We start from the raw sequence: 18,851 nt of genomic DNA on the forward strand, positions 1-18,851 counted from the left end.
GGGTTACGGGGTCCAAGGCCGGACGGCCATTGTCCTTGCAATAGAGGTGCTCAACTTTAGGACGAATAAAGCTGAAGTCGATGTAGCGGTCAATGTGACGCAGAAGATGGTCCTGGGGCACCAGAGAGTCTAGCGTGACCAGTTCCAATTCAAATTGCTGTGCGGCTTGTTCTTTTAACATCAGACCAATAAAACAAAGCTCCGGTAAAAATACCAGAGCTTTGTCAGCAGTCTGAAAGGCACCGAGAGGTGCCTTTTTTCTATCTGCTTGATCGTGTGCTTAGCGCTTAGCGCTTAGCGCTTGACGCTTGAATCGGCGGTATCCACTGGCAGCATCAGTACCAAGATGCCCATCAGAGGATGGTCGAGATAATGCACCTCTTCAGAGCGCATACGGCGTCCCTGGCGCATATTAACGGTCAGGAATTCCGGGACTTCCAGAAAGCTGGTGCTGATCGGGGACAGTGGCGCAACGCTCTGTTCGGCAGCGATTTCTGCTACTTGTGCATCTACTGCGCCTTCTGTTGCGGGTTGTTCACCGGCGTTAAGGAAGCTGCGCAGCATCTCTGATTCTGTCTGGCTCAGCTTGCGGCTGTGATACAGGTCAGGTCTGAAATGTAGGTAGCGTCCACGATCCAGGGTGATGTAGCCCTCCAGTTCGTACATGCCGTTGTCGAGCATCTGGCCTGCGCGGATATGGATCGGGCGTGCATTGCTTTTCTCGCCGATCGGCTGTAACCAGCCTGCGTGATAGAGCACGCGGTAGGAGTGGTAGCGCGCGATGCGTTTCTTTTCCTCGTTAAATAGCAAAGAGGCGGTTGGCAAAAGCTCATAGGCATCAAATGCGGATTGTCCGGTGTGCATCGGTGGACGAAGTTTTACGGCGTTGCGTTGTGGTGTGACGTCGAGGCCCTGGGGCCAGAACTCATCATCCAATACGCTTGGGTCTTCGTTGGCGAAGACGAGAATCTCAACTTGGTACCATGGCGTATCTTCTGCGGATGCGGTCAGTGTGATCGCGGCAAAACACAGGGCGATGGCTATTCTCTGAAGTATTTTCATGGTTATTTGACCGCTAAATCCGTCAGCAGTTTTTCAATTATTTGAAAACGTTGTTCCGCTTTTTCGCTCGCAATGGTGAAACGAAGTCGGTCCGCGCCCTCAAGTTTATACTTTTGTGGTTGATTTTGAACCATTTTTACCAAGGTGAGAGGGTCAACCTTAGGCTCGGAGCCAAATTCAATCCTGCCACCTTTCTCATGAGCGTCGATCTTTTCGATGCCCATATTGTCTGCCGATAGCTTCAGTTTAGTCAGTCGAAGGAGATTTTGTGTGGCTTCTGGTATAAGGCCAAAGCGGTCGATCATCTCCACCTGCAGCTCTTTGAGCTCGCGATCGCTACCGGCGCTGGAGATACGCTTGTACATAATCAGGCGATTGTGTACGTCTGGCAGGTAATCCTCTGGGATTAGGGCCGGGATGCGCAGATTGATCTCGGTGCCGTGTTTAAGCGGCTGGTCGAGGTTTGGTGTTTTGCCTTCTTTGATCGAATCGACGGCCTGTTCCAGCATCTCCATAAACAGCGTAAAGCCCACAGTTTGCATCTGGCCGCTCTGGTCTTCGCCCAGTAGCTCGCCGGCACCGCGGATCTCTAGATCGTGGGTTGCCAGTGTGAAGCCCGCGCCCAGGTCATCGGCTCCGGAGATGGCTTCGAGACGTTTGGTGGCGTCGGTGGTGATCGCTTTTGGATGTGGTGTCAGCAGATAGGCGTAGGCCTGGTGGTGGGAGCGGCCCACACGTCCGCGCAGCTGGTGAAGCTGGGCAAGGCCAAATTTGTCGGCGCGGTCGATGATGATGGTATTGGCGTTGGGTATGTCGATACCGGTCTCGATAATGGTGGTGCAGACCAGAACATTGTGGCGTTTGTGGTAGAAATCCGACATCACTTGTTCCAGTTCGCGTTCGCGCATCTGGCCGTGGCCGATACCAATGCGTGCCTCCGGAATCATCTCGCCCAGTTCTGCTGCTGCCTTCTCGATGGTTTTTACTTCGTTGTGGAGGTAGTACACCTGGCCGCCACGCAGCAACTCACGCAGGATCGCCTCTTTGACGGTCGCCGGGTCGTTCTGGCTGACGAAGGTCTTCACCGACAGTCGGCGTGCCGGAGGGGTGGCGATAATCGATAGGTCGCGAATGCCCGACATCGCCATGTTCAAGGTGCGTGGTATCGGCGTTGCGGTCAGGGTAAGGATGTCCACTTCGGAACGCATCGATTTCAGCCGTTCTTTCTGCTGGACACCGAAACGGTGCTCCTCGTCGATAATCAGTAGGCCGAGGTTTTTAAATTTGATATCGCTCTGGATCAGCTTGTGGGTACCCACAATGATATCGGCTTGACCGCTCTCCAGCTTATCAATTATGGCGCTCTGCTGCTTGCCGGTGCGGAAACGGGAGATCAGCTCAACGTTTACCGGCCAATCGGCAAAGCGGTCAGCGAAGTTCTGGTAGTGCTGCTGGGCGAGCAGGGTGGTCGGCACCAGAATCGCGACCTGCTTGTCGCTCTGGCAGGCCATGAAGGCGGCGCGCATTGCGACTTCGGTTTTGCCGAAGCCTACATCGCCGCACACCAGTCGATCCATCGGTTGCGCGGAGGTCATGTCGCGAATGACTGCTTCGATGGCGTTGGCCTGGTCCGGGGTTTCCTCAAACGGGAAGGCGGACGCAAACTGGCTGTACTCCTGGTCCGGGTCGGCGAAGCTGAAGCCTTTGCGTGCGGCGCGACGGGCGTAGATATCGAGTAGCTCTGCCGCGGCGTCGCGGGCTTTCTCGGCCGCCTTCTGTTTGGCTTTGCTCCACTGCTCTGCACCTAATTTGTGTAGTGGTGCGAATTCGTCGCTGGCGCCGGTGTAACGGCTGATCAGGTGGAGCGCTGAGACCGGTACGTACAGTTTTGCGTTGTTCAAGTACTCAAGGGTCAGGAATTCGTTGGCCTGGCCTTCAAGTTCGATGGTTTGTAAGCCCTGGTAGCGGCCGACACCGTGGTCGATATGGACAACCGGCGCACCGATGCTGAGCTCCGACAGGTTCTTGATAACCTGGTCTGCTTGTTCTTTCTCGCGTGAGCGGCGGCGGCGCTGAAATACCTGGCGACCAAACAACTGTGTTTCGGTAATCAGGTGGAATTGGCCGGGGAGCGACAGGCCGCGTTCAAGCGGGAAAGTGGCGATGCCAACTTCTGCGTCGCGCTCAAGGAATGCCTGCCAGCCATCAAGGATGGTCGGTTTAAGGTTGATGCGCCCGAGCAGTTCCAGCAGGGCTTCGCGACGGCCTGCGGACTCCGCACAGAACAGGATCGGTCCGTCCCGCTCCAGCAAAAATGCTTCCAGGGCTTTGAGTGGTTGGCTCGCCTGGGCGTCCACCGGAAGTTCCGGCGGCGTGATGCAGTTTAGGTTTTCACGCCCGGTCTTCTTCTCGAGTGCTTCTGTATTCAGTTGCAGGCGGCCGTAGTTCTTGAGCGCGCCAAATAATTGGTCGGCGCTCAGGAACAGGGTGTCCGGGCTGAGCAGCGGGTGAGTAATGTCGTAGCGGCGCTGCTCGTAGCGCGCCTGGGTGTCTTCCCAGAAGAGTTTGCTTGCTTGCTCCAGTTCGGGGTCAACGATGATCTGCGCATCGTCTGGCAGGTAGTCGAAGAGTGTATGTGTTTCGTCGAAGAACAGCGGCTGATAATACTCGATGCCCGGTGGTGTCAGGCCGTTACTGATGTCCTGGTAGATCGGGCAGGCGCGGTAATCAACGTCAAAGGTTTCGCGCCAGCGTTGCTTAAAGCCTTTGATGGCGGCTTCATCGAACGGAAACTCCTTGGCGGGCAGCAGACGGATCTGCTTAATGGTATCAATTGAGCGCTGTGTCTCGGCATCAAAAGTACGCAGGGTTTCCACTTCGTCATCGAACAGTTCGATGCGGAATGGTGTGCCGCTACCCATTGGGTAGATGTCGATAATCGACCCGCGCATTGCAAATTCGCCGTGTTCAAACACAGTGTCTACTGCGCGATAACCGGCGTCAGTCAGTTGCTGGCGTAACCGCATTGGGTCAAGTGTCTGGCCTTCGTCCAGGATCAGGCTGTTGCCGGCCAGGAAGCTCGGCGGTGCCAGGCGGTGCATCAATGTGCTGGCCGGTACGATCAGCACACCCTGTTTCATGCTTGGCAGGCGATTCAGTGTCGCGATGCGCTGGGAGATAATGTCCTGATGCGGGGAGAATACGTCGTACGGCAGCGTTTCCCAGTCAGGGAAGCTGAGGATCAGCTCATCCGAACCCATAAAGAAGGCGAGCTCATTCTGCAGGCGCTCTGCCTCGTCGCTGTTGTTGGTGATGACGAGTGTCAATGCTTTGTGCTTTTGGCAGGCTTCGGCGACCAGTAGGCCGCGTGCGGCTCCGGCTACACGGCCAATGCGTTTAATGTCACCGGCGCCTTTTGGCAGTGAAAAGGTGAGTTCCAACAATGGCACAGACTCCTTATGGGGCGGTGTTTCGGGGCGCATAAGTGTAACGCGTTGAACAGCCTATCGAAATACGTCGCGCCATTCGTTCGAAAGTATATTAATTAGGGGTTTGCTCGCAGGTGCGTAAAAGAGGATAATACGCGCAGCTAATTTTTGAGCGTTGACGTTAACTGGAGTTGCCTGTGAGCCAAGAAAAAGTTTTCGCAGATTGGAAAGAGCGCGAAGCTAAAGCCGAAGCTATGGTGCCGTTGATCGGTGGCCTGTACCGCGATAACAACATCGAATCCTCTGTTTTTGGTCGTCTGATCATCAAACGTTCCGTTATTGATATCCTGAAAGCACACCGTTTCGTGCGTCAGGTTGAAAACCAGGAACTGTCTGTTCACGACACTTACCCGGTACTGGAGACTGTTAAGGCTCTGGGTATCAAAAACGCGCACATCGATGCGGGTAAACTGGCGGTTAAATTCCGTGAAGAAGGCAACGGTCGTGACCTGGAAGCCTTCCTGAAGGAAGAGCTGGCTGATGCGGCTTCCGGTGACGAGCGCGAAGGTACTGATATCGTACTGTACGGTTTCGGTCGTATCGGTCGCCTGCTGGCACGTCTGCTGATTGAACGTACCGGTGGTGGTCAGGCGCTGCGTCTGCGTGCAATTGTTGTACGTAAGGGTAACGCTAAGAACGACTTGGAAAAACGCGCAAGCCTGCTGCGTCGTGACTCCGTGCACGGTTCTTTCAAAGGTACCATCCAGGTTGATGAAGAAAACCAGGCAATCATCGCTAACGGTAACGTGATCAAAGTTATCACTGCTGATGCGCCTGACACTATCGACTACACCGACTACGGTATCAGCAATGCGATCGTAATCGACAACACTGGTAAGTGGCGTGATGCTGATGGCTTGGCGCTGCACACTCGTGCGAAAGGTGTTTCCCGTGTTGTTCTGACCGCACCTGGTAAAGGTGTTAAGAACATCGTAATGGGTGTTAACGACGGCGACATCACTTCTGATGACACTATCCTGTCTGCTGCATCTTGTACTAATAACGCGATCACTCCGGTACTGAAAGTGCTGAGCGATACTTACGGTATCGAAAATGGTCACGTTGAGACTGTACACGCATACACCAATGACCAGAACCTGATCGACAACTACCACAAAGGTGACCGTCGTGGTCGTGCTGCTGGTCTGAACATGGTTCTGACCGAAACTGGTGCTGCTAAAGCGGTATCCAAGGCGCTGCCGGAGATGGAAGGTAAGCTGACCGGTAACGCGATCCGTGTTCCTACGCCAAACGTTTCCATGGCTATCCTGAACCTGAATCTGGGTTCTGAAGTGGATAAAGAAGGTCTGAACGACACTCTGCGTGCCGCTGCACTGCACGGTTCTCTGCAGAAGCAGATCGATTACAGCAACTCTCCTGAAGCGGTTTCTACTGACTTTGTTGGTTCCCGTGCTGCAGGTGTTGTAGATGCGCTGGCTACTATTGCTAACGACAAGCGTTGCGTGCTGTATGTATGGTACGACAACGAGTTCGGTTACAGCTGCCAGGTTATCCGCATGGTTCAGAAGATGGCTAACTGCACACTGCCGGCTTTCCCTAAAGCTCAGTAAGTTATTCTTTCTTCAAATAAAAGGTCGCTTTGATAGCGGCCTTTTTTATGTCTGAAGTTATATATTTCTATATCGAATAAGTATATGAAATAATTATCTATTAACCTTGTACGAATGATGAACGAAAGACTACGGATAAAAAACCGGGTTTGTAGAAAAAGGTAATGCCGCTCAGGTATACTTAGTCGGATTTTTGGGTTGGGTTTGCTTCGTTTCGATAACAACTTAAAAGCAGTATTTACGCAGGCGGGGACAGCTGTGTGAAAACTGCACAAAGTGAAACGAGGTTCCTAAAAAATTTAACGTGATTGGGTGAGGCGAATGATCAAGATCAAACAAGGTCTGGATCTACCGATTACGGGCGCACCGGAACAGAAAATTTCTGGCTCTCCGGAAGTGCGTTCGGTCGCCGTGATTGGCTTTGATTACGTCGGCATGAAGCCGACAATGGCCGTCAAGGTAGGAGATCGAGTAAAACTCGGTCAAGTGATCTTTACCGATAAAAAAACTGAAGGTGTTAAATACACCGCACCTGGTGCAGGTGTTGTAAAAGAAATCAACCGTGGTGAGCGTCGCGTACTGCAGTCTGTTGTTATCGAACTGGATGACAATGAAGAAGCAGTGGAATTCGCGAAATATGACGCTTCTCAGCTGGATTCCCTGACAACCGAACAGGTTAAGGAAAATCTGGTTGAGTCTGGTATGTGGACTGCTCTGCGTACCCGTCCGTTCAGCCGCGTACCACAGCCGGACACTACAGCGCATTCTGTATTTGTAACCGCAATGGATACCAATCCACTGGCGGCTGATCCAGCGGTTATCATCGCTGAGCAGAACGAAGCGTTTGTAAATGGTTTGAAAGTCCTGCGCAAGCTGGCAGATAACAAGGTGTATCTGTGTAAAGCTCCGGGCGCAAACATTCCTACCACTGACGGCGTAACCGTAGAAGAATTCGACGGTCCTCACCCGGCGGGTAACGCGGGTACTCACATTCACTTCCTTGAGCCTGTGTCCCAGAGCAAAACTGTCTGGACTATTGGTTACCAGGATGTGATCGCTTTTGGTCACCTGTTCACTTCCGGTCGTATCTACACTGACCGTGTTGTAGCGCTGGGTGGTCCTATGGCGTACCGCGCAGGTCTGTTGCGTGCACGTATCGGTGCAAGCCTGGATGATCTGCTGGTGGGTATCACTAAAGGTGAAAATAACCGTGTGATCAGCGGTTCCGTATGGAACGGCCGAAATGCAGCGGGTCCTTTTGCTTACGTGGGTCGTTACGCAAACCAGATCTCTGTTCTGGAAGAGGGCAATGAGCGCGAGTTCATTGGCTGGCTGGTACCGGGCGCTAACAAGTTCTCCGTACTGAACGTGTTCTCCTCATTCCTGAGCCGTGGTAGCAAGAAGTTCGACTTCACCACTACCACCAACGGTTCTGAACGTGCAATGGTTCCTGTGGGTCAGTTCGAAGAACTGATGCCGTTGGATATCCTGCCGACTCAGTTGCTGCGTGCACTGGTAACCGGTGACATCGTAACGGCTATGCAGTTGGGCTGCCTGGAACTCGATGAGGAAGATCTGGCGCTGTGTACCTTCGCGTGCCCAGGTAAATACGAATACGGTCCTATCCTGCGTGATAACCTGACCCGCATCGAGAAGGAGGCCTGATTGTATGAAGAGCCTAAGAAACGTTCTTGATAAAATGGAGCCGCATTTCCACAAAGGCGGCAAATACGAAAATTGGTACGCGCTGTACGAAGCAGCGGACACCATTTTCTACACTCCGGGTCATGTAACCAAGGCAGCGGCACACGTACGTGATGCAGTTGACCTGAAGCGTATGATGATTCTGGTATGGATGTGTACATTCCCAGCGATCTTCTTCGGTATGTACAACGTTGGTCTGCAGGCGAACACTGCAATGGCTTCTCTGGGTCTGACCGAAGCGTCAACCTGGCAGGGTGCTATTGCGGGTGCGCTGACCAGCTTCGATCCTAACTCTCTATGGGACAACATCATTCACGGTGCTGCTTACTGGCTGCCGGTCTACATTGTTACCTTTGTAGTGGGTGGTTTCTGGGAAGTACTGTTTGCGATGAAGCGTGGCCACGAAGTTAACGAAGGTTTCTTCGTTACGTCCGTGCTGTTCGCTCTGATTCTGCCTCCTACAATTCCTCTGTGGCAGGTTGCACTGGGCATCAGCTTCGGTGTGGTTGTTGGTAAAGAGGTGTTTGGTGGTACTGGTAAGAACTTCCTGAACCCGGCCCTGACTGGTCGTGCGTTCCTGTTCTTCGCATACCCTGCGCAGATGTCCGGTGATGCTATCTGGACCGCTGTTGATGGCTTCTCCGGCGCAACTCCGCTGGGTCTGGCTGCAATGGGCGGTGTTGATGCGATCCTGGCTCAGAACATCACTTGGTTCGATGCGTTCATCGGTACCATTCAGGGTTCTGTAGGTGAGGTATCGACCTTCGCGATTGCGTTGGGTGGTGCAGTGCTGTTGATTGCGAAAGTGGCGGCATGGCGAATCGTAGCTGGCGTAATGCTGGGTATGGTCGCGATGTCTACGCTGCTGAACATCATCGGCTCTGAGTCCAACCCGATGTTTGCGATGCCGTTCTACTGGCACCTGGTGCTGGGTGGATTTGCTTTCGGTATGTTCTTCATGGCAACCGACCCGGTATCCGCATCCATGACTAACAAAGGTAAGTGGTACTTCGGTGCCCTGATCGGTGTGATGGTTGTACTGATTCGTGTGGTTAACCCGGCATTCCCTGAGGGTATGATGCTGGCGATCCTGTTCGCGAACCTGTTTGCTCCACTGATCGACAACTTTGTTGTTCAGGCAAACATCAAACGGAGGATGGCACGCAATGTCGGCTAACAATGACACTATCGGTAAAACAATTACCGTCACAGTACTGCTGTGTGTGATCTGCTCCGTAGTGGTATCCGCTGCAGCTGTACTGCTGAAACCTATTCAGGTAGCGAACAAAGAGCTTGATCGTAAGAGTAACATTCTGGCGGCTGCGAACATTGATTACGCAGGTCAGGACGTTATCGAGCTGTTTGATGAGCGCATTAAAACCAAGATCGTTGATCTGGAAACTGGTAAGTACACAGACGCTGTAAATGCGGCGACTTACGATGCTAACAAGGCGTCTAAGGACCCTGCGCTGTCTGTAAAACTGGATCGTTCTGCTGATATCGCTTCTATCAAGCGTCAGGCTAAATACATGCCTGTATACCTGGTAGAGAAAGATGGTCAGATCGAGAAAGTAGTACTGCCGGTTCACGGGTATGGTCTGTGGTCTACGCTGTATGGCTTCCTGGCATTGGAAGGCGACCTGAACACCGTTGTAGGTCTGGGTTTCTACGCACACGCGGAAACACCTGGACTGGGTGGTGAGGTTGATAACCCTAAATGGAAAGCGCTGTGGCCTGGCAAGAAGGTTTACCCAGAAGGTTCTGTTGAGCCTGAGCTGGGTCTGATCAAGGGTGCAGTTAACCCAAGCGCTCCAGGTGCTGAACATCAGATCGATGGTCTGGCGGGTGCAACGCTGACCAGTAATGGTGTAACTAACCTGGTTAAGTTCTGGATGGGCAAGAACGGTTACGCAACCTTCCTGGCCAACCTGAAAGCAGGGGAGGTGTAAGGTATGTCTGCATCTAAAGAAGTTCTGTTAACTCCGGTTGCGAAGAACAACCCGATTGCACTGCAGATCCTGGGTGTCTGCTCTGCACTGGCGGTAACTTCCAACCTGAATACAGCACTGGTTATGACGCTGGCGGTAATCGCGGTTACAGCGTTCTCTAACCTGTTTGTATCTGTTATCCGTAACCACATTCCAAGCAATATTCGAATCATCTGTCAGATGACGATCATTGCATCTCTGGTAATCGTGGTAGACCAGATCCTGAAAGCGTACGCTTACGATGTATCTAAGCAGCTTTCTGTATTCGTTGGTCTGATCATCACCAACTGTATCGTAATGGGCCGTGCAGAAGCGTTTGCTATGCAGAACCCTCCTGGCATCAGCTTCATGGATGGTATCGGTAACGGTCTGGGTTACGGTGCGGTACTGATGTTCGTAGGTTTCTTCCGCGAACTGTTTGGTGCGGGTAGCCTGTTTGGTATCGAGATCCTGCCTCTGGTAACCAACGGTGGTTGGTATCAGGCGAACGGCATGATGCTGCTGCCACCATCTGCATTCTTCCTGATTGGTGCGTTCATCTGGATTCTGCGTACTTGGGACAAGTCCCAGGTTGAGAAGCCAGAATTCGAACTGGCGAAAAACACTAAGAAGGAGGCTGTGTAAATGGAACAGTATATCAGCCTTGCTGTTAAGGCGATCTTCGTTGAAAACATGGCACTGGCCTTCTTCCTGGGTATGTGTACTTTCCTGGCGATCTCCAAGAAGGTACAGACTGCACTGGGTCTGGGTATTGCCGTAATCGTTGTACTGGCGATCACTACGCCGGTTAACAACCTGATCTATAACCTGCTTCTGAAAGAAGGCGCTCTGGCGTGGGCGGGGTATCCGGAAGTTGATCTGAGCTTCCTGGGTTACATCTCCTACATCGGCGTTATCGCAGCGATCGTACAGATTCTGGAAATGTTCCTGGATAAGTACGTACCGGCGCTGTACAACGCACTGGGCGTATTCCTGCCGCTGATCACCGTAAACTGTGCAATCATGGGTGCTGCCCTGTTCATGGTAGAACGTGACTACACCTTCGGTGAGTCTGTTGTATATGGTGTTGGTGCGGGTGTTGGCTGGGCTCTGGCTATCACTGCATTGGCGGGTATTCGTGAAAAGCTGAAGTACAGCGACGTACCGGAAGGTCTGCGTGGCCTGGGTATCACCTTCGTAACTGTTGGTCTGATGTCCCTGGGTTTCATGTCTTTCTCCGGCGTACAGCTGTAAGAGCTGGAACGATAAGAAGAGGAATGGAATAAGCCTATGAATGCTGAAATCGTTCTCGGCGTTGTTATGTTTACCGTGGTCGTGCTTGCACTGGTCGCGGTAATCCTGGCAGCCCGTTCAAAACTGGTTAGTTCCGGCGAAGTTGCGATCAACATCAACAACGATCCGGAAAAATCTATCAAAGTTGCAGCCGGCGGTAAGCTGCTGCAGACCCTGGCTGGTGCTGGCATCTTCGTACCTTCCGCATGTGGCGGTGGTGGTACTTGTGCGCAGTGTAAGTGTCAGGTACTGGATGGTGGCGGCTCCATGCTGCCGACGGAAGAGTCTCACTTCACCATGCGTGAAGCTAAAGAAGGCTGGCGTCTGTCTTGTCAGGTTGCTGTAAAGCAGGACATGGAGATCGAGCTGGAAGAAGAGATCTTTGGTGTTAAGAAGTGGACCTGTACTGTTGAGTCCAACCCGAACGTAGCAACGTTCATCAAAGAGCTGACCCTGCGTCTGCCTGAAGGTGAAAACGTTGACTTCCGTGCGGGTGGTTACGTGCAGCTGGAAGCGCCAGTGCACGAAGTACACTACAAAGACTTCGATATCGAAGAAGAGTACCGTGAGGACTGGGATAAGTTTAACCTGTGGCAGTACGTTTCTAAGGTTTCCGAGCCGGTAATCCGTGCGTACTCCATGGCGAACTATCCGGAAGAGAAAGGTGTTGTTAAGTTCAACATCCGTATCGCGTCTCCGCCTCCGGGTACCGATCACCCACCGGGTCAAATGTCCTCTTACGTATTCAGCCTGAAACCAGGTGATAAGATCGACGTTTACGGTCCATTCGGTGAATTCTTCGCGACCGAAAACGACAATGAAATGGTCTTCATCGGTGGTGGTGCGGGTATGGCGCCTATGCGTTCCCACATCTTCGACCAGCTGAAGCGTCTGAACTCTACCCGTAAGATCTCGTTCTGGTACGGTGCACGTTCTATGCGTGAGTCGTTCTACAACGATGAGTACGACAAGCTGGCTGCCGAGAATGACAACTTCACCTGGCACCTGGCGCTGTCTGATCCGCTTCCTGAGGATAACTGGGACGGTATGACTGGCTTTATCCACAATGTGCTGTACGAAAACTATCTGAAGGACCACGAAGCGCCGGAAGATTGTGAGTACTACATGTGTGGACCACCAATGATGAACTCTGCTGTAATTCAGATGCTGTTGGATCTGGGTGTAGAGCGCGAAAACATCTTCCTGGATGACTTTGGTGGCTAATCAGGGATGCGTAAACTGTTCACACAGTTGAAGCTCGTAAAATGGCCGGCAGCTCTGCTGCTGGCCATTTTCGTAATTACGGGTTGTCAACAATCCAGGGAAGAGATCAGGGCCGTCCAGGGCCTGACCATGGGTACCAGTTACTCAGTGAAGTGGGTATCAAAGGATGCGGATACCCAAAAAGTGCATGCTGCAATCGAGGCTGTGCTTAAGGACATCAACCAAAGCATGTCCACGTATATAGACACTTCTGAACTATCTCGCCTTAATCAATCCTCTTCGACCGACTGGCAGCCGCTTTCTTCTGCACTCTATGATGTTCTGCGCTTGTCTACTGATCTCAGTGAGCAAACCGAAGGGGCTTTTGATGTGACCGTCGGGCCACTGGTGAACTTGTGGGGCTTTGGTCCAGAGGGGCGCGTAGTTACTGCGCCGTCTGGCGATAAGATTGAGGCTGAGCGAATCCGTGTAGGCTTTGAAAAGATCGCGCTTAATGCGACTGATCAGCAGATAAAAAAATCTGTTGCTGAGCTGTACATAGATCTTTCCGCTGTCGCTAAGGGTTATGCTGTTGATCGTGTAGCATCATTGCTCGAAGAGCACGGGCACGTGCGTTACCTGGTAGAGGTTGGCGGGGAGTTGCGCGCAAAAGGCCTTAAGCCTGGTGGTAAGCATTGGCGTATTGCCATTGAAACGCCCGATGCGGCTACACGCAGTGTTCAGAAGATCATTAATGTAAAGGATGTGGCGATAGCGACATCCGGTGATTATCGTAATTACTTCGAAGAGAACGGTGTGCGTTTTTCGCATACCATTGATCCATCGTCGGGTAAGCCGATTAACCATCGACTGGCTTCCGTTACCGTACTTGCCTCAAGTTGTGCTGAAGCCGATGCGCTGGCGACCGCGTTTATGGTGATGGGCACTGAGCGGGGTTATAAGTATGCGATGCAGCATAGGATCAATGCGTTGTTTATCAACAAGGGCGATACTGGCTTCGAAGAGATTATGACGCCGGGATTCAAGAAATACCTGGCGAACTAGTGTGTTGTCGCAGATAGGGCGGTAATGCGTTAGTTGTTCTATGGCCTCAACCATGAGGAGGGTGGGACTGAGCGGCCGATTCGGTTCAGGATTCCGCTGCTCTGGTTGATCTAAAGGCTAATATTTTGGTCGTGTTGCGGCGCGGTAAGCTGAGCGTAGCGGCATTGGGCGACGTACTAATTAAAACAACAGGATAACATCGATTATCTAAGGGGAAAGTAATGGCTGTATATGACTATGATGTCATTGTGATCGGTTCCGGTCCGGCGGGTGAAGGTGCGGCGATGAATGCCGCAAAGCATGGTCGCCGGGTTGCAGTAGTTGAGGAACAGGACCTTGTGGGTGGTAACTGCACGCACAAGGGGACAATCCCATCCAAGGCGTTACGTCACTCCGTTAAGCAGATTATCGAGTTCAACACCAACCCGATGTTCCGTGATATCGGTGAGCCGCGTTGGTTCTCTTTCCCTAAAGTACTGAAGCGCGCTGAGAAGGTAATCTCCAATCAGGTTGTACTGCGTACCAACTTTTATGCGCGAAACCGTATTGATGTTTTCTTCGGGCGCGCGCGCTTCATGGACAAAAACACCATTGAAGTGAGTGGTACTGCGAAGGGTACTGAAACGCTTCGCTCTAAGAATGTAATCATCGCCACCGGCTCACGTCCATACTGCCCTGCAGATATCGACTTCAACCACCCGCGTATCTACAACTCAGATACCATCCTTAAGTTGAGCCATACCCCGCGTACACTGATTATCTACGGTGCGGGTGTTATCGGTTGTGAATATGCGTCTATTTTCAGTGGTCTGGGTGTGAAGGTTGACCTGATCGATAACCGTGACCGTCTGCTGTCTTTCCTGGATGGTGAGATCTCTGATGCGTTGAGCTACCACCTGCGTAATAACGCAGTGAAAATCCGTCACAACGAAACCTATGAAGCGGTTGAGGCTGACAACAACGGTGTGACGTTGACGCTGCAGTCCGGCAAGAAGATCCGCGCCGATGCCTTCCTGTGGTGTAACGGTCGTACCGGTAATACCGACAAGTTGGGCCTCGAGACCATTGGGCTGGAAGCAAATAGTCGTGGTCAGCTGGAGATCGATGAGCACTACCGTACCAATACAGACGGTGTGTATGCAGTAGGTGATGTGATTGGTTGGCCAAGTCTGGCGTCTGCGGCTCTGGATCAGGGTCGTGCGGCGGCGGCTGATATGCTGAGTGCCGATGACTTCCGTTACATCAACGAAGTGCCAACCGGTATTTACACCATTCCTGAGATCAGCTCTATCGGTAAAACCGAGGAAGAACTGACCGCGGAGTGTGTGCCTTACGAAGCAGGTCAGGCGTTCTTTAAAGATACGGCGCGTGCGCAGATCTCCGGTCAGCCTGTCGGTATGCTGAAGATCCTGTTCCATCGCGAAACCCTCGAGATTCTGGGTATTCACTGCTTCGGTGACCAGGCATCCGAGATCGTTCACATCGGTCAGGCAATTATGTGTCAGGAAGGTGAAGCGAATACGCTGAAGTACTTCATCAACACGACCTTCAACTACCCAACCATGGCAGAAGCATACCGTGTTGCTGCGATCGCGGGTTTGAACCGGATCGCTAACCTGTAAGTATTAAGGGGATTTGGCCAAAAAAACCGGATAGTGGATTTCACTGTCCTGTTTTTTTGTTTTGGAAGGTCGGGAGGGCTACTTTTTCTTATTCAGATCTTCTTTATAGAAGTCGTCTTCGTAGTACTTGCCCTTGATTTCGAGTTTCTTCTCAACCCAGCGGTTCCATAGCTTCCACAAGAATAGCCCAGGCGCCATTGCAACCATAATGGCGATCATCACACCGGAGCCAGCGTACTTCTCAGGTACTAATGTGGCTCCCCATTCGAAAATGCCTAGGGTGCGGGCAGCATACATCCAAGCGAGTAAACCGACGAATCCTATAGCGGTAGCGATATGGTGTAGCAGTTTTTGGTTCTTCATGTGGATTTGGTCCGGTTTCAGTTGTATCGATGGATGCGTAGGCTGGGCAGAAATGGATTAGGGTCGATCTGCAGGTCGCTGCGCTCCATGCGTTGTCGCTTCTCGGGTGGATTTATATCAGGTTCGTTGTGTTCTGGGAACGGTTGCTCCGGTTTCAGTGGAAACAAAATCGGCAGCGGGCAGTTGCGTGCTTTACGCACAGTATGGGTTTTGTATTTCCAGGCAATATTTGCGCGCATCACCGGTACCTGAGGTTGCAGTTGCGCCAGCAGCTCTCCGGGCTTCAGATTTCCCAGTGCCGCAAGTTGCATCTGGATATGTGTTTGGCTGGTATCCAGCTTGAGAAGCATCGCTTCTACCTGAGGGATGGTCAGCTTTCTGATGCTGCGTCCGCTGGTATACCAGCTGAAACCCACGTGCGAGGGGGGCTTATCCAGGATGGGGATTTGGCGATAGCACTGCTTCAGGTGCAGTCGTGCAAGGCCGCTACGGTTAAGTTTCTCGGCGACAATGCTTGAGCGCTTTTGGAGCAACTCCCCGGGAAGTGACCCGGTCTGCTTTTTATAATCGCTTATCGCTTTCTTAAACAGATTCTTGTGTGTATTGGCTTGCTCTGCTTGCTGGAGTAAGCCGGAGCTGCAGCCGACCAGTCCCCAGCGGCTGCGGGTTTCGCGGCCATCCGTGCCGTCCTGATACCAGATATCGGAATACAGTGTAGCGAGCTCGGTGTGAGGGGAGAGGGCGTTTGGAAGCCAGCAGCGGGGCTGTTCCTGCAGCAGTTGCTTTGCAAACAGCTGCAGGTGGTGGTGCATCAGGTCAAAACTCTCAAGGATTGAGAGTTCCAGAGAGTTCATTATTGCAGGCTGTCTTCGTCGAACAGGCGCTCCTGGCGGCGCTGCTGGGTTTGCAACAGCATTACCTGGCGGGCCAGCAGGACGCGGCAACTTTCCGGCATGCGCACAAACTGGATGCCGATTTTGTAGTGGCCGTTGGAGCACGGGATGATGCGGCGTACTTTGGCGTACAGTAGCAGGCCGATACAGGTTTCCGGGAAGATCAGTTTGATTGCCAGATATTGACCCGGTTCGAAGGTTTCCGGGTACTCGAACATCATGCCGCCTTCAGAGAGGTTGATCTCCTGAGACATGATTTGCTCCAGCTCAATGCCATTTACTGCAATCGCTTTTGCGATGGTGTCGATCTTGCGGTGCATCAATTGCAGGAATGCGGCGGTATTCGCGTCTTTTTCCGCGATCTTACGCAGCAGGTGGTCACCTTCAGCATCAAGATCCTGTAACTGGCTCAAAAGCAGGAAGTAAGGAGAAACTTCAAACTGAACCGGTGTGGGGTTTTGTGCAATTTCTTCTTCACTGATCAGCTTCAGCTCAATTGATACCTGATGATCAATACGGAAAAACTTTCGGCGTTCCTGGTCCTGCATCCAAATAGCCCTAATTCAAGCATTGCTCTGGGGTTTGTAATCACCCGAGTATAACCAATATTTCACTGAATTTGTTAGAGAAATTATCCTTTCTATGCTTTAATCCGGCCATGTTTAAGCCACTCTCAGTATACGTGGGTCTGCGGTACACGGCGGCCAAGCGTAGTAATCATTTCATCTCTTTTATCTCTCTTGCATCGATGCTCGGGTTGATGCTCGGTGTTGCTGCATTGATCGTTGTTCTCTCGGTAATGAACGGCTTCGATCGCGAACTCAAGCAGCGAATCCTGGGTATGGTGCCCCATGCAACAATCACTGAATTCGGTCGCCCAATGGAGAGCTGGCAGGCGGTGCAGGGCAGTGTAGAAGCCTCGTCCGAAGTGCTGGCATCCGCACCTTTTATCCAGGCTCAGGGGATGTTGACTAACCGTGGCGTTGTGCGCGGCGTGATGGTCTACGGGATCGATCCGGCGAGCGAGCGTAAGGTGTCGATACTGGGTAACCATATCAAGTCCGGGTCGTTGGATAAGCTGAACAGCCAGCGGTTTGGTATTGTGCTGGGTGATCTGCTTGCTCGTTATCTGGGGGTGCGTGTGGGTGACAAAGTTACTTTGGTGCTGCCGGAAGCATCTGTGAGCGTGGCCGGTATGGTGCCCCGCCTCAAGCGATTTACCGTAGTTGGTACCTTCGAGGTGGGGGCAGAACTGGATGCATCGCTGGCGTATATCTCTATGGGGGATGCGGCCAAGATCAAGCGTTACAAGAGTGATGTGATCGACGGTATCCGAATTAAGTTTGATGATCTGTTCACTGCACCACAGAAGGCGCGCCAGATCGCCAATACGCTGGACGGTTACTACCGTACCAGCGACTGGACCCGTACCCACGGCAACCTCTTTCAGGCAATCCAGCTCGAGAAGCGAATGATCGGCCTGTTGCTGTTCCTTATCGTGCTGGTTGCGGCGTTTAACATTGTTTCCACGCTGGTGATGGTGGTGACAGACAAGAAGGCGGATGTGGCGATCCTGCGTACTTTGGGGGCAACCAAGGGGCGTATCATGCGTATCTTTATGGTGCAGGGTACAGTGATTGGCATTATCGGCACCGTGCTGGGTGGTGCGCTGGGGATTACCCTGGCATTGACCGTATCTGAGCTTGTGGCGTGGGTTGAACGTACTTTCGGTATCGAATTCCTCAGCGCAGATGTGTATTTCATCAGTTACCTGCCTTCCGATCTGCAGTGGCCGGATGTATTCACCATCTGTGGTTCCGCATTGATTATCAGTTTCCTGGCGACCATCTACCCTGCATACCGAGCAGCTAAGACCCACCCGGCGGAGGCGTTGCGTTATGAGTGATCCAATCCTGCTGGCCGAGGATGTAAGCCGCGTATATTCGGAAGCCGGGCATGATCTCAAGGTGCTGAATAACCTGAATTTCTCCCTGCAGGTTGGGGAGCGGGCGGCGATAGTGGGTCAGTCCGGTTCCGGTAAGAGTACACTGCTTAATATTCTGGGTGGCCTGGATCTGCCGACCAGTGGGCGTGTGTGTGTAGGTGGTAAGGACTTACATCAGCAGTCTGAAACAAGTCGCGCACGTATCCGCAATGAAAAGCTGGGATTTGTGTACCAGTTCCACCATTTGCTGCCGGAATTCAGCGCACTTGAGAACGTATCTATGCCGCTGTTGCTGCGTGGTGAGCGTATTCCCGATATCAAAGAGCGCGCTGCAAAGATGCTGGAGCGCGTTGGTCTCTCAAAACGCCTAACGCATAAGCCAGCACAACTAAGTGGTGGTGAGCGTCAGCGTGTTGCGATCGCGCGCTCTTTGATCGGCGAACCGGCCTGTGTATTGATGGATGAGCCCACCGGTAACCTGGACCGGCAGACGGCGGAAGATGTTCAGCAGCTTATCGAAGAGCTGAACCAGAGTCTCAATATCGCGTTTGTAATCGTGACTCACGATCTGGCATTGGCGCACCGTACCGGTAAGGTGTACGAGTTGCGTGACGGCGGGTTGTTTCAGCAGCATGAGATGCCGGTCGAGGCCTGAGCCTCTGTAACGCATCTGTT

At 52.4% G+C, this 18,851-nt stretch carries 16 protein-coding genes and 1 pseudogene; 11 read left to right on the plus strand and 6 right to left on the minus strand.

All coding sequences use genetic code 11. The features are described 5' to 3' along the window. The 3 genes and pseudogenes from ACEQ15_RS14920 to mfd form a co-directional block, all read right to left on the minus strand. A pseudogene (locus tag ACEQ15_RS14920) lies at positions 1-181 on the minus strand (IS5/IS1182 family transposase); the annotation flags it as partial. Positions 182-294: 113 nt separating this feature from the next. After that, positions 295-1,062 (minus strand): CsiV family protein, encoded by a 768-nt coding sequence (locus tag ACEQ15_RS14925; RefSeq protein ID WP_370280016.1) that lies wholly within the window; start codon positions 1,060-1,062, stop codon positions 295-297. Between the two features lie 2 nt (positions 1,063-1,064). Beyond that, positions 1,065-4,544 (minus strand): transcription-repair coupling factor, encoded by a 3,480-nt coding sequence (mfd, locus tag ACEQ15_RS14930; RefSeq protein WP_370280017.1) that lies wholly within the window; start codon positions 4,542-4,544, stop codon positions 1,065-1,067. Between the two features lie 143 nt (positions 4,545-4,687). Between mfd and ACEQ15_RS14935 the strand changes: the two genes are divergently transcribed. The 9 genes from ACEQ15_RS14935 (at position 4,688) to sthA (ending at position 14,975) form a co-directional block, all read left to right on the plus strand. Next, positions 4,688-6,121: a glyceraldehyde-3-phosphate dehydrogenase gene (locus ACEQ15_RS14935; protein WP_370280018.1), complete on the plus strand. Its 1,434-nt coding sequence runs from the start codon at positions 4,688-4,690 to the stop codon at positions 6,119-6,121. A gap of 321 nt (positions 6,122-6,442) precedes the next feature. Next, positions 6,443-7,786: a Na(+)-translocating NADH-quinone reductase subunit A gene (locus tag ACEQ15_RS14940; RefSeq protein ID WP_370280019.1), complete on the plus strand. Its 1,344-nt coding sequence runs from the start codon at positions 6,443-6,445 to the stop codon at positions 7,784-7,786. A gap of 4 nt (positions 7,787-7,790) precedes the next feature. After that, the gene (locus ACEQ15_RS14945; RefSeq protein ID WP_370280021.1) at positions 7,791-9,002 is read left to right on the plus strand and encodes an NADH:ubiquinone reductase (Na(+)-transporting) subunit B; all 1,212 of its coding nucleotides are present in this window, start codon (positions 7,791-7,793) and stop codon (positions 9,000-9,002) included. Then, positions 8,992-9,774 (plus strand): Na(+)-translocating NADH-quinone reductase subunit C, encoded by a 783-nt coding sequence (locus ACEQ15_RS14950; RefSeq protein ID WP_370280022.1) that lies wholly within the window; start codon positions 8,992-8,994, stop codon positions 9,772-9,774. Before ACEQ15_RS14945 ends, ACEQ15_RS14950 begins: the two co-directional genes overlap by 11 nt. Positions 9,775-9,777: 3 nt before the next feature. Beyond that, a complete protein-coding gene (locus tag ACEQ15_RS14955; protein ID WP_370280024.1) occupies positions 9,778-10,437 on the plus strand; it encodes an NADH:ubiquinone reductase (Na(+)-transporting) subunit D in 660 nt (219 codons plus the stop codon). After that, the gene (gene nqrE / locus ACEQ15_RS14960; protein WP_370280025.1) at positions 10,438-11,046 is read left to right on the plus strand and encodes an NADH:ubiquinone reductase (Na(+)-transporting) subunit E; all 609 of its coding nucleotides are present in this window, start codon (positions 10,438-10,440) and stop codon (positions 11,044-11,046) included. A gap of 36 nt (positions 11,047-11,082) precedes the next feature. Continuing rightward, positions 11,083-12,309, plus strand: a complete 1,227-nt coding sequence (nqrF, locus tag ACEQ15_RS14965) for an NADH:ubiquinone reductase (Na(+)-transporting) subunit F (RefSeq protein WP_370280026.1) — start codon at positions 11,083-11,085, stop codon at positions 12,307-12,309. Positions 12,310-12,315: 6 nt separating this feature from the next. Continuing rightward, positions 12,316-13,353 carry an FAD:protein FMN transferase gene (locus ACEQ15_RS14970; protein WP_370280027.1) on the plus strand — a complete coding sequence of 346 codons (1,038 nt, stop codon included), beginning with the start codon at positions 12,316-12,318 and terminating at the stop codon, positions 13,351-13,353. Between the two features lie 221 nt (positions 13,354-13,574). Beyond that, positions 13,575-14,975 (plus strand): Si-specific NAD(P)(+) transhydrogenase, encoded by a 1,401-nt coding sequence (sthA, locus tag ACEQ15_RS14975; RefSeq protein ID WP_370280028.1) that lies wholly within the window; start codon positions 13,575-13,577, stop codon positions 14,973-14,975. 78 nt (positions 14,976-15,053) lie between these two features. Here the strand turns inward: sthA and ACEQ15_RS14980 are convergent, their stop codons facing one another. The 3 genes from ACEQ15_RS14980 to ACEQ15_RS14990 are packed head-to-tail and all read right to left on the minus strand — an operon-like array spanning position 15,054 to position 16,779. Continuing rightward, positions 15,054-15,338 (minus strand): hypothetical protein, encoded by a 285-nt coding sequence (locus tag ACEQ15_RS14980; RefSeq protein ID WP_370280029.1) that lies wholly within the window; start codon positions 15,336-15,338, stop codon positions 15,054-15,056. A 17-nt stretch (positions 15,339-15,355) separates the two neighbouring features. Continuing rightward, positions 15,356-16,192 (minus strand): DNA replication terminus site-binding protein, encoded by an 837-nt coding sequence (locus ACEQ15_RS14985; protein ID WP_370280030.1) that lies wholly within the window; start codon positions 16,190-16,192, stop codon positions 15,356-15,358. Further along, positions 16,192-16,779 (minus strand): PilZ domain-containing protein, encoded by a 588-nt coding sequence (locus tag ACEQ15_RS14990; RefSeq protein ID WP_370280031.1) that lies wholly within the window; start codon positions 16,777-16,779, stop codon positions 16,192-16,194. The genes ACEQ15_RS14985 and ACEQ15_RS14990 overlap by 1 nt, the downstream gene beginning before the upstream one ends. 110 nt (positions 16,780-16,889) lie before the next feature. Here ACEQ15_RS14990 and ACEQ15_RS14995 point away from each other — a divergent pair, with 110 nt between their 5' ends. After that, positions 16,890-18,137 carry a lipoprotein-releasing ABC transporter permease subunit gene (locus tag ACEQ15_RS14995; protein ID WP_370280032.1) on the plus strand — a complete coding sequence of 416 codons (1,248 nt, stop codon included), beginning with the start codon at positions 16,890-16,892 and terminating at the stop codon, positions 18,135-18,137. Further along, positions 18,130-18,831, plus strand: a complete 702-nt coding sequence (locus ACEQ15_RS15000) for an ABC transporter ATP-binding protein (RefSeq protein ID WP_370280033.1) — start codon at positions 18,130-18,132, stop codon at positions 18,829-18,831. Before ACEQ15_RS14995 ends, ACEQ15_RS15000 begins: the two co-directional genes overlap by 8 nt. The last annotated feature ends 20 nt before the right edge of the window (positions 18,832-18,851 follow it).

Origin of the sequence: Pontibacterium sp. (genome assembly GCF_964228735.1) — a bacterium.
In the GTDB taxonomy this organism is placed as follows: Bacteria; Pseudomonadota; Gammaproteobacteria; order Pseudomonadales; family Balneatricaceae; genus Pontibacterium.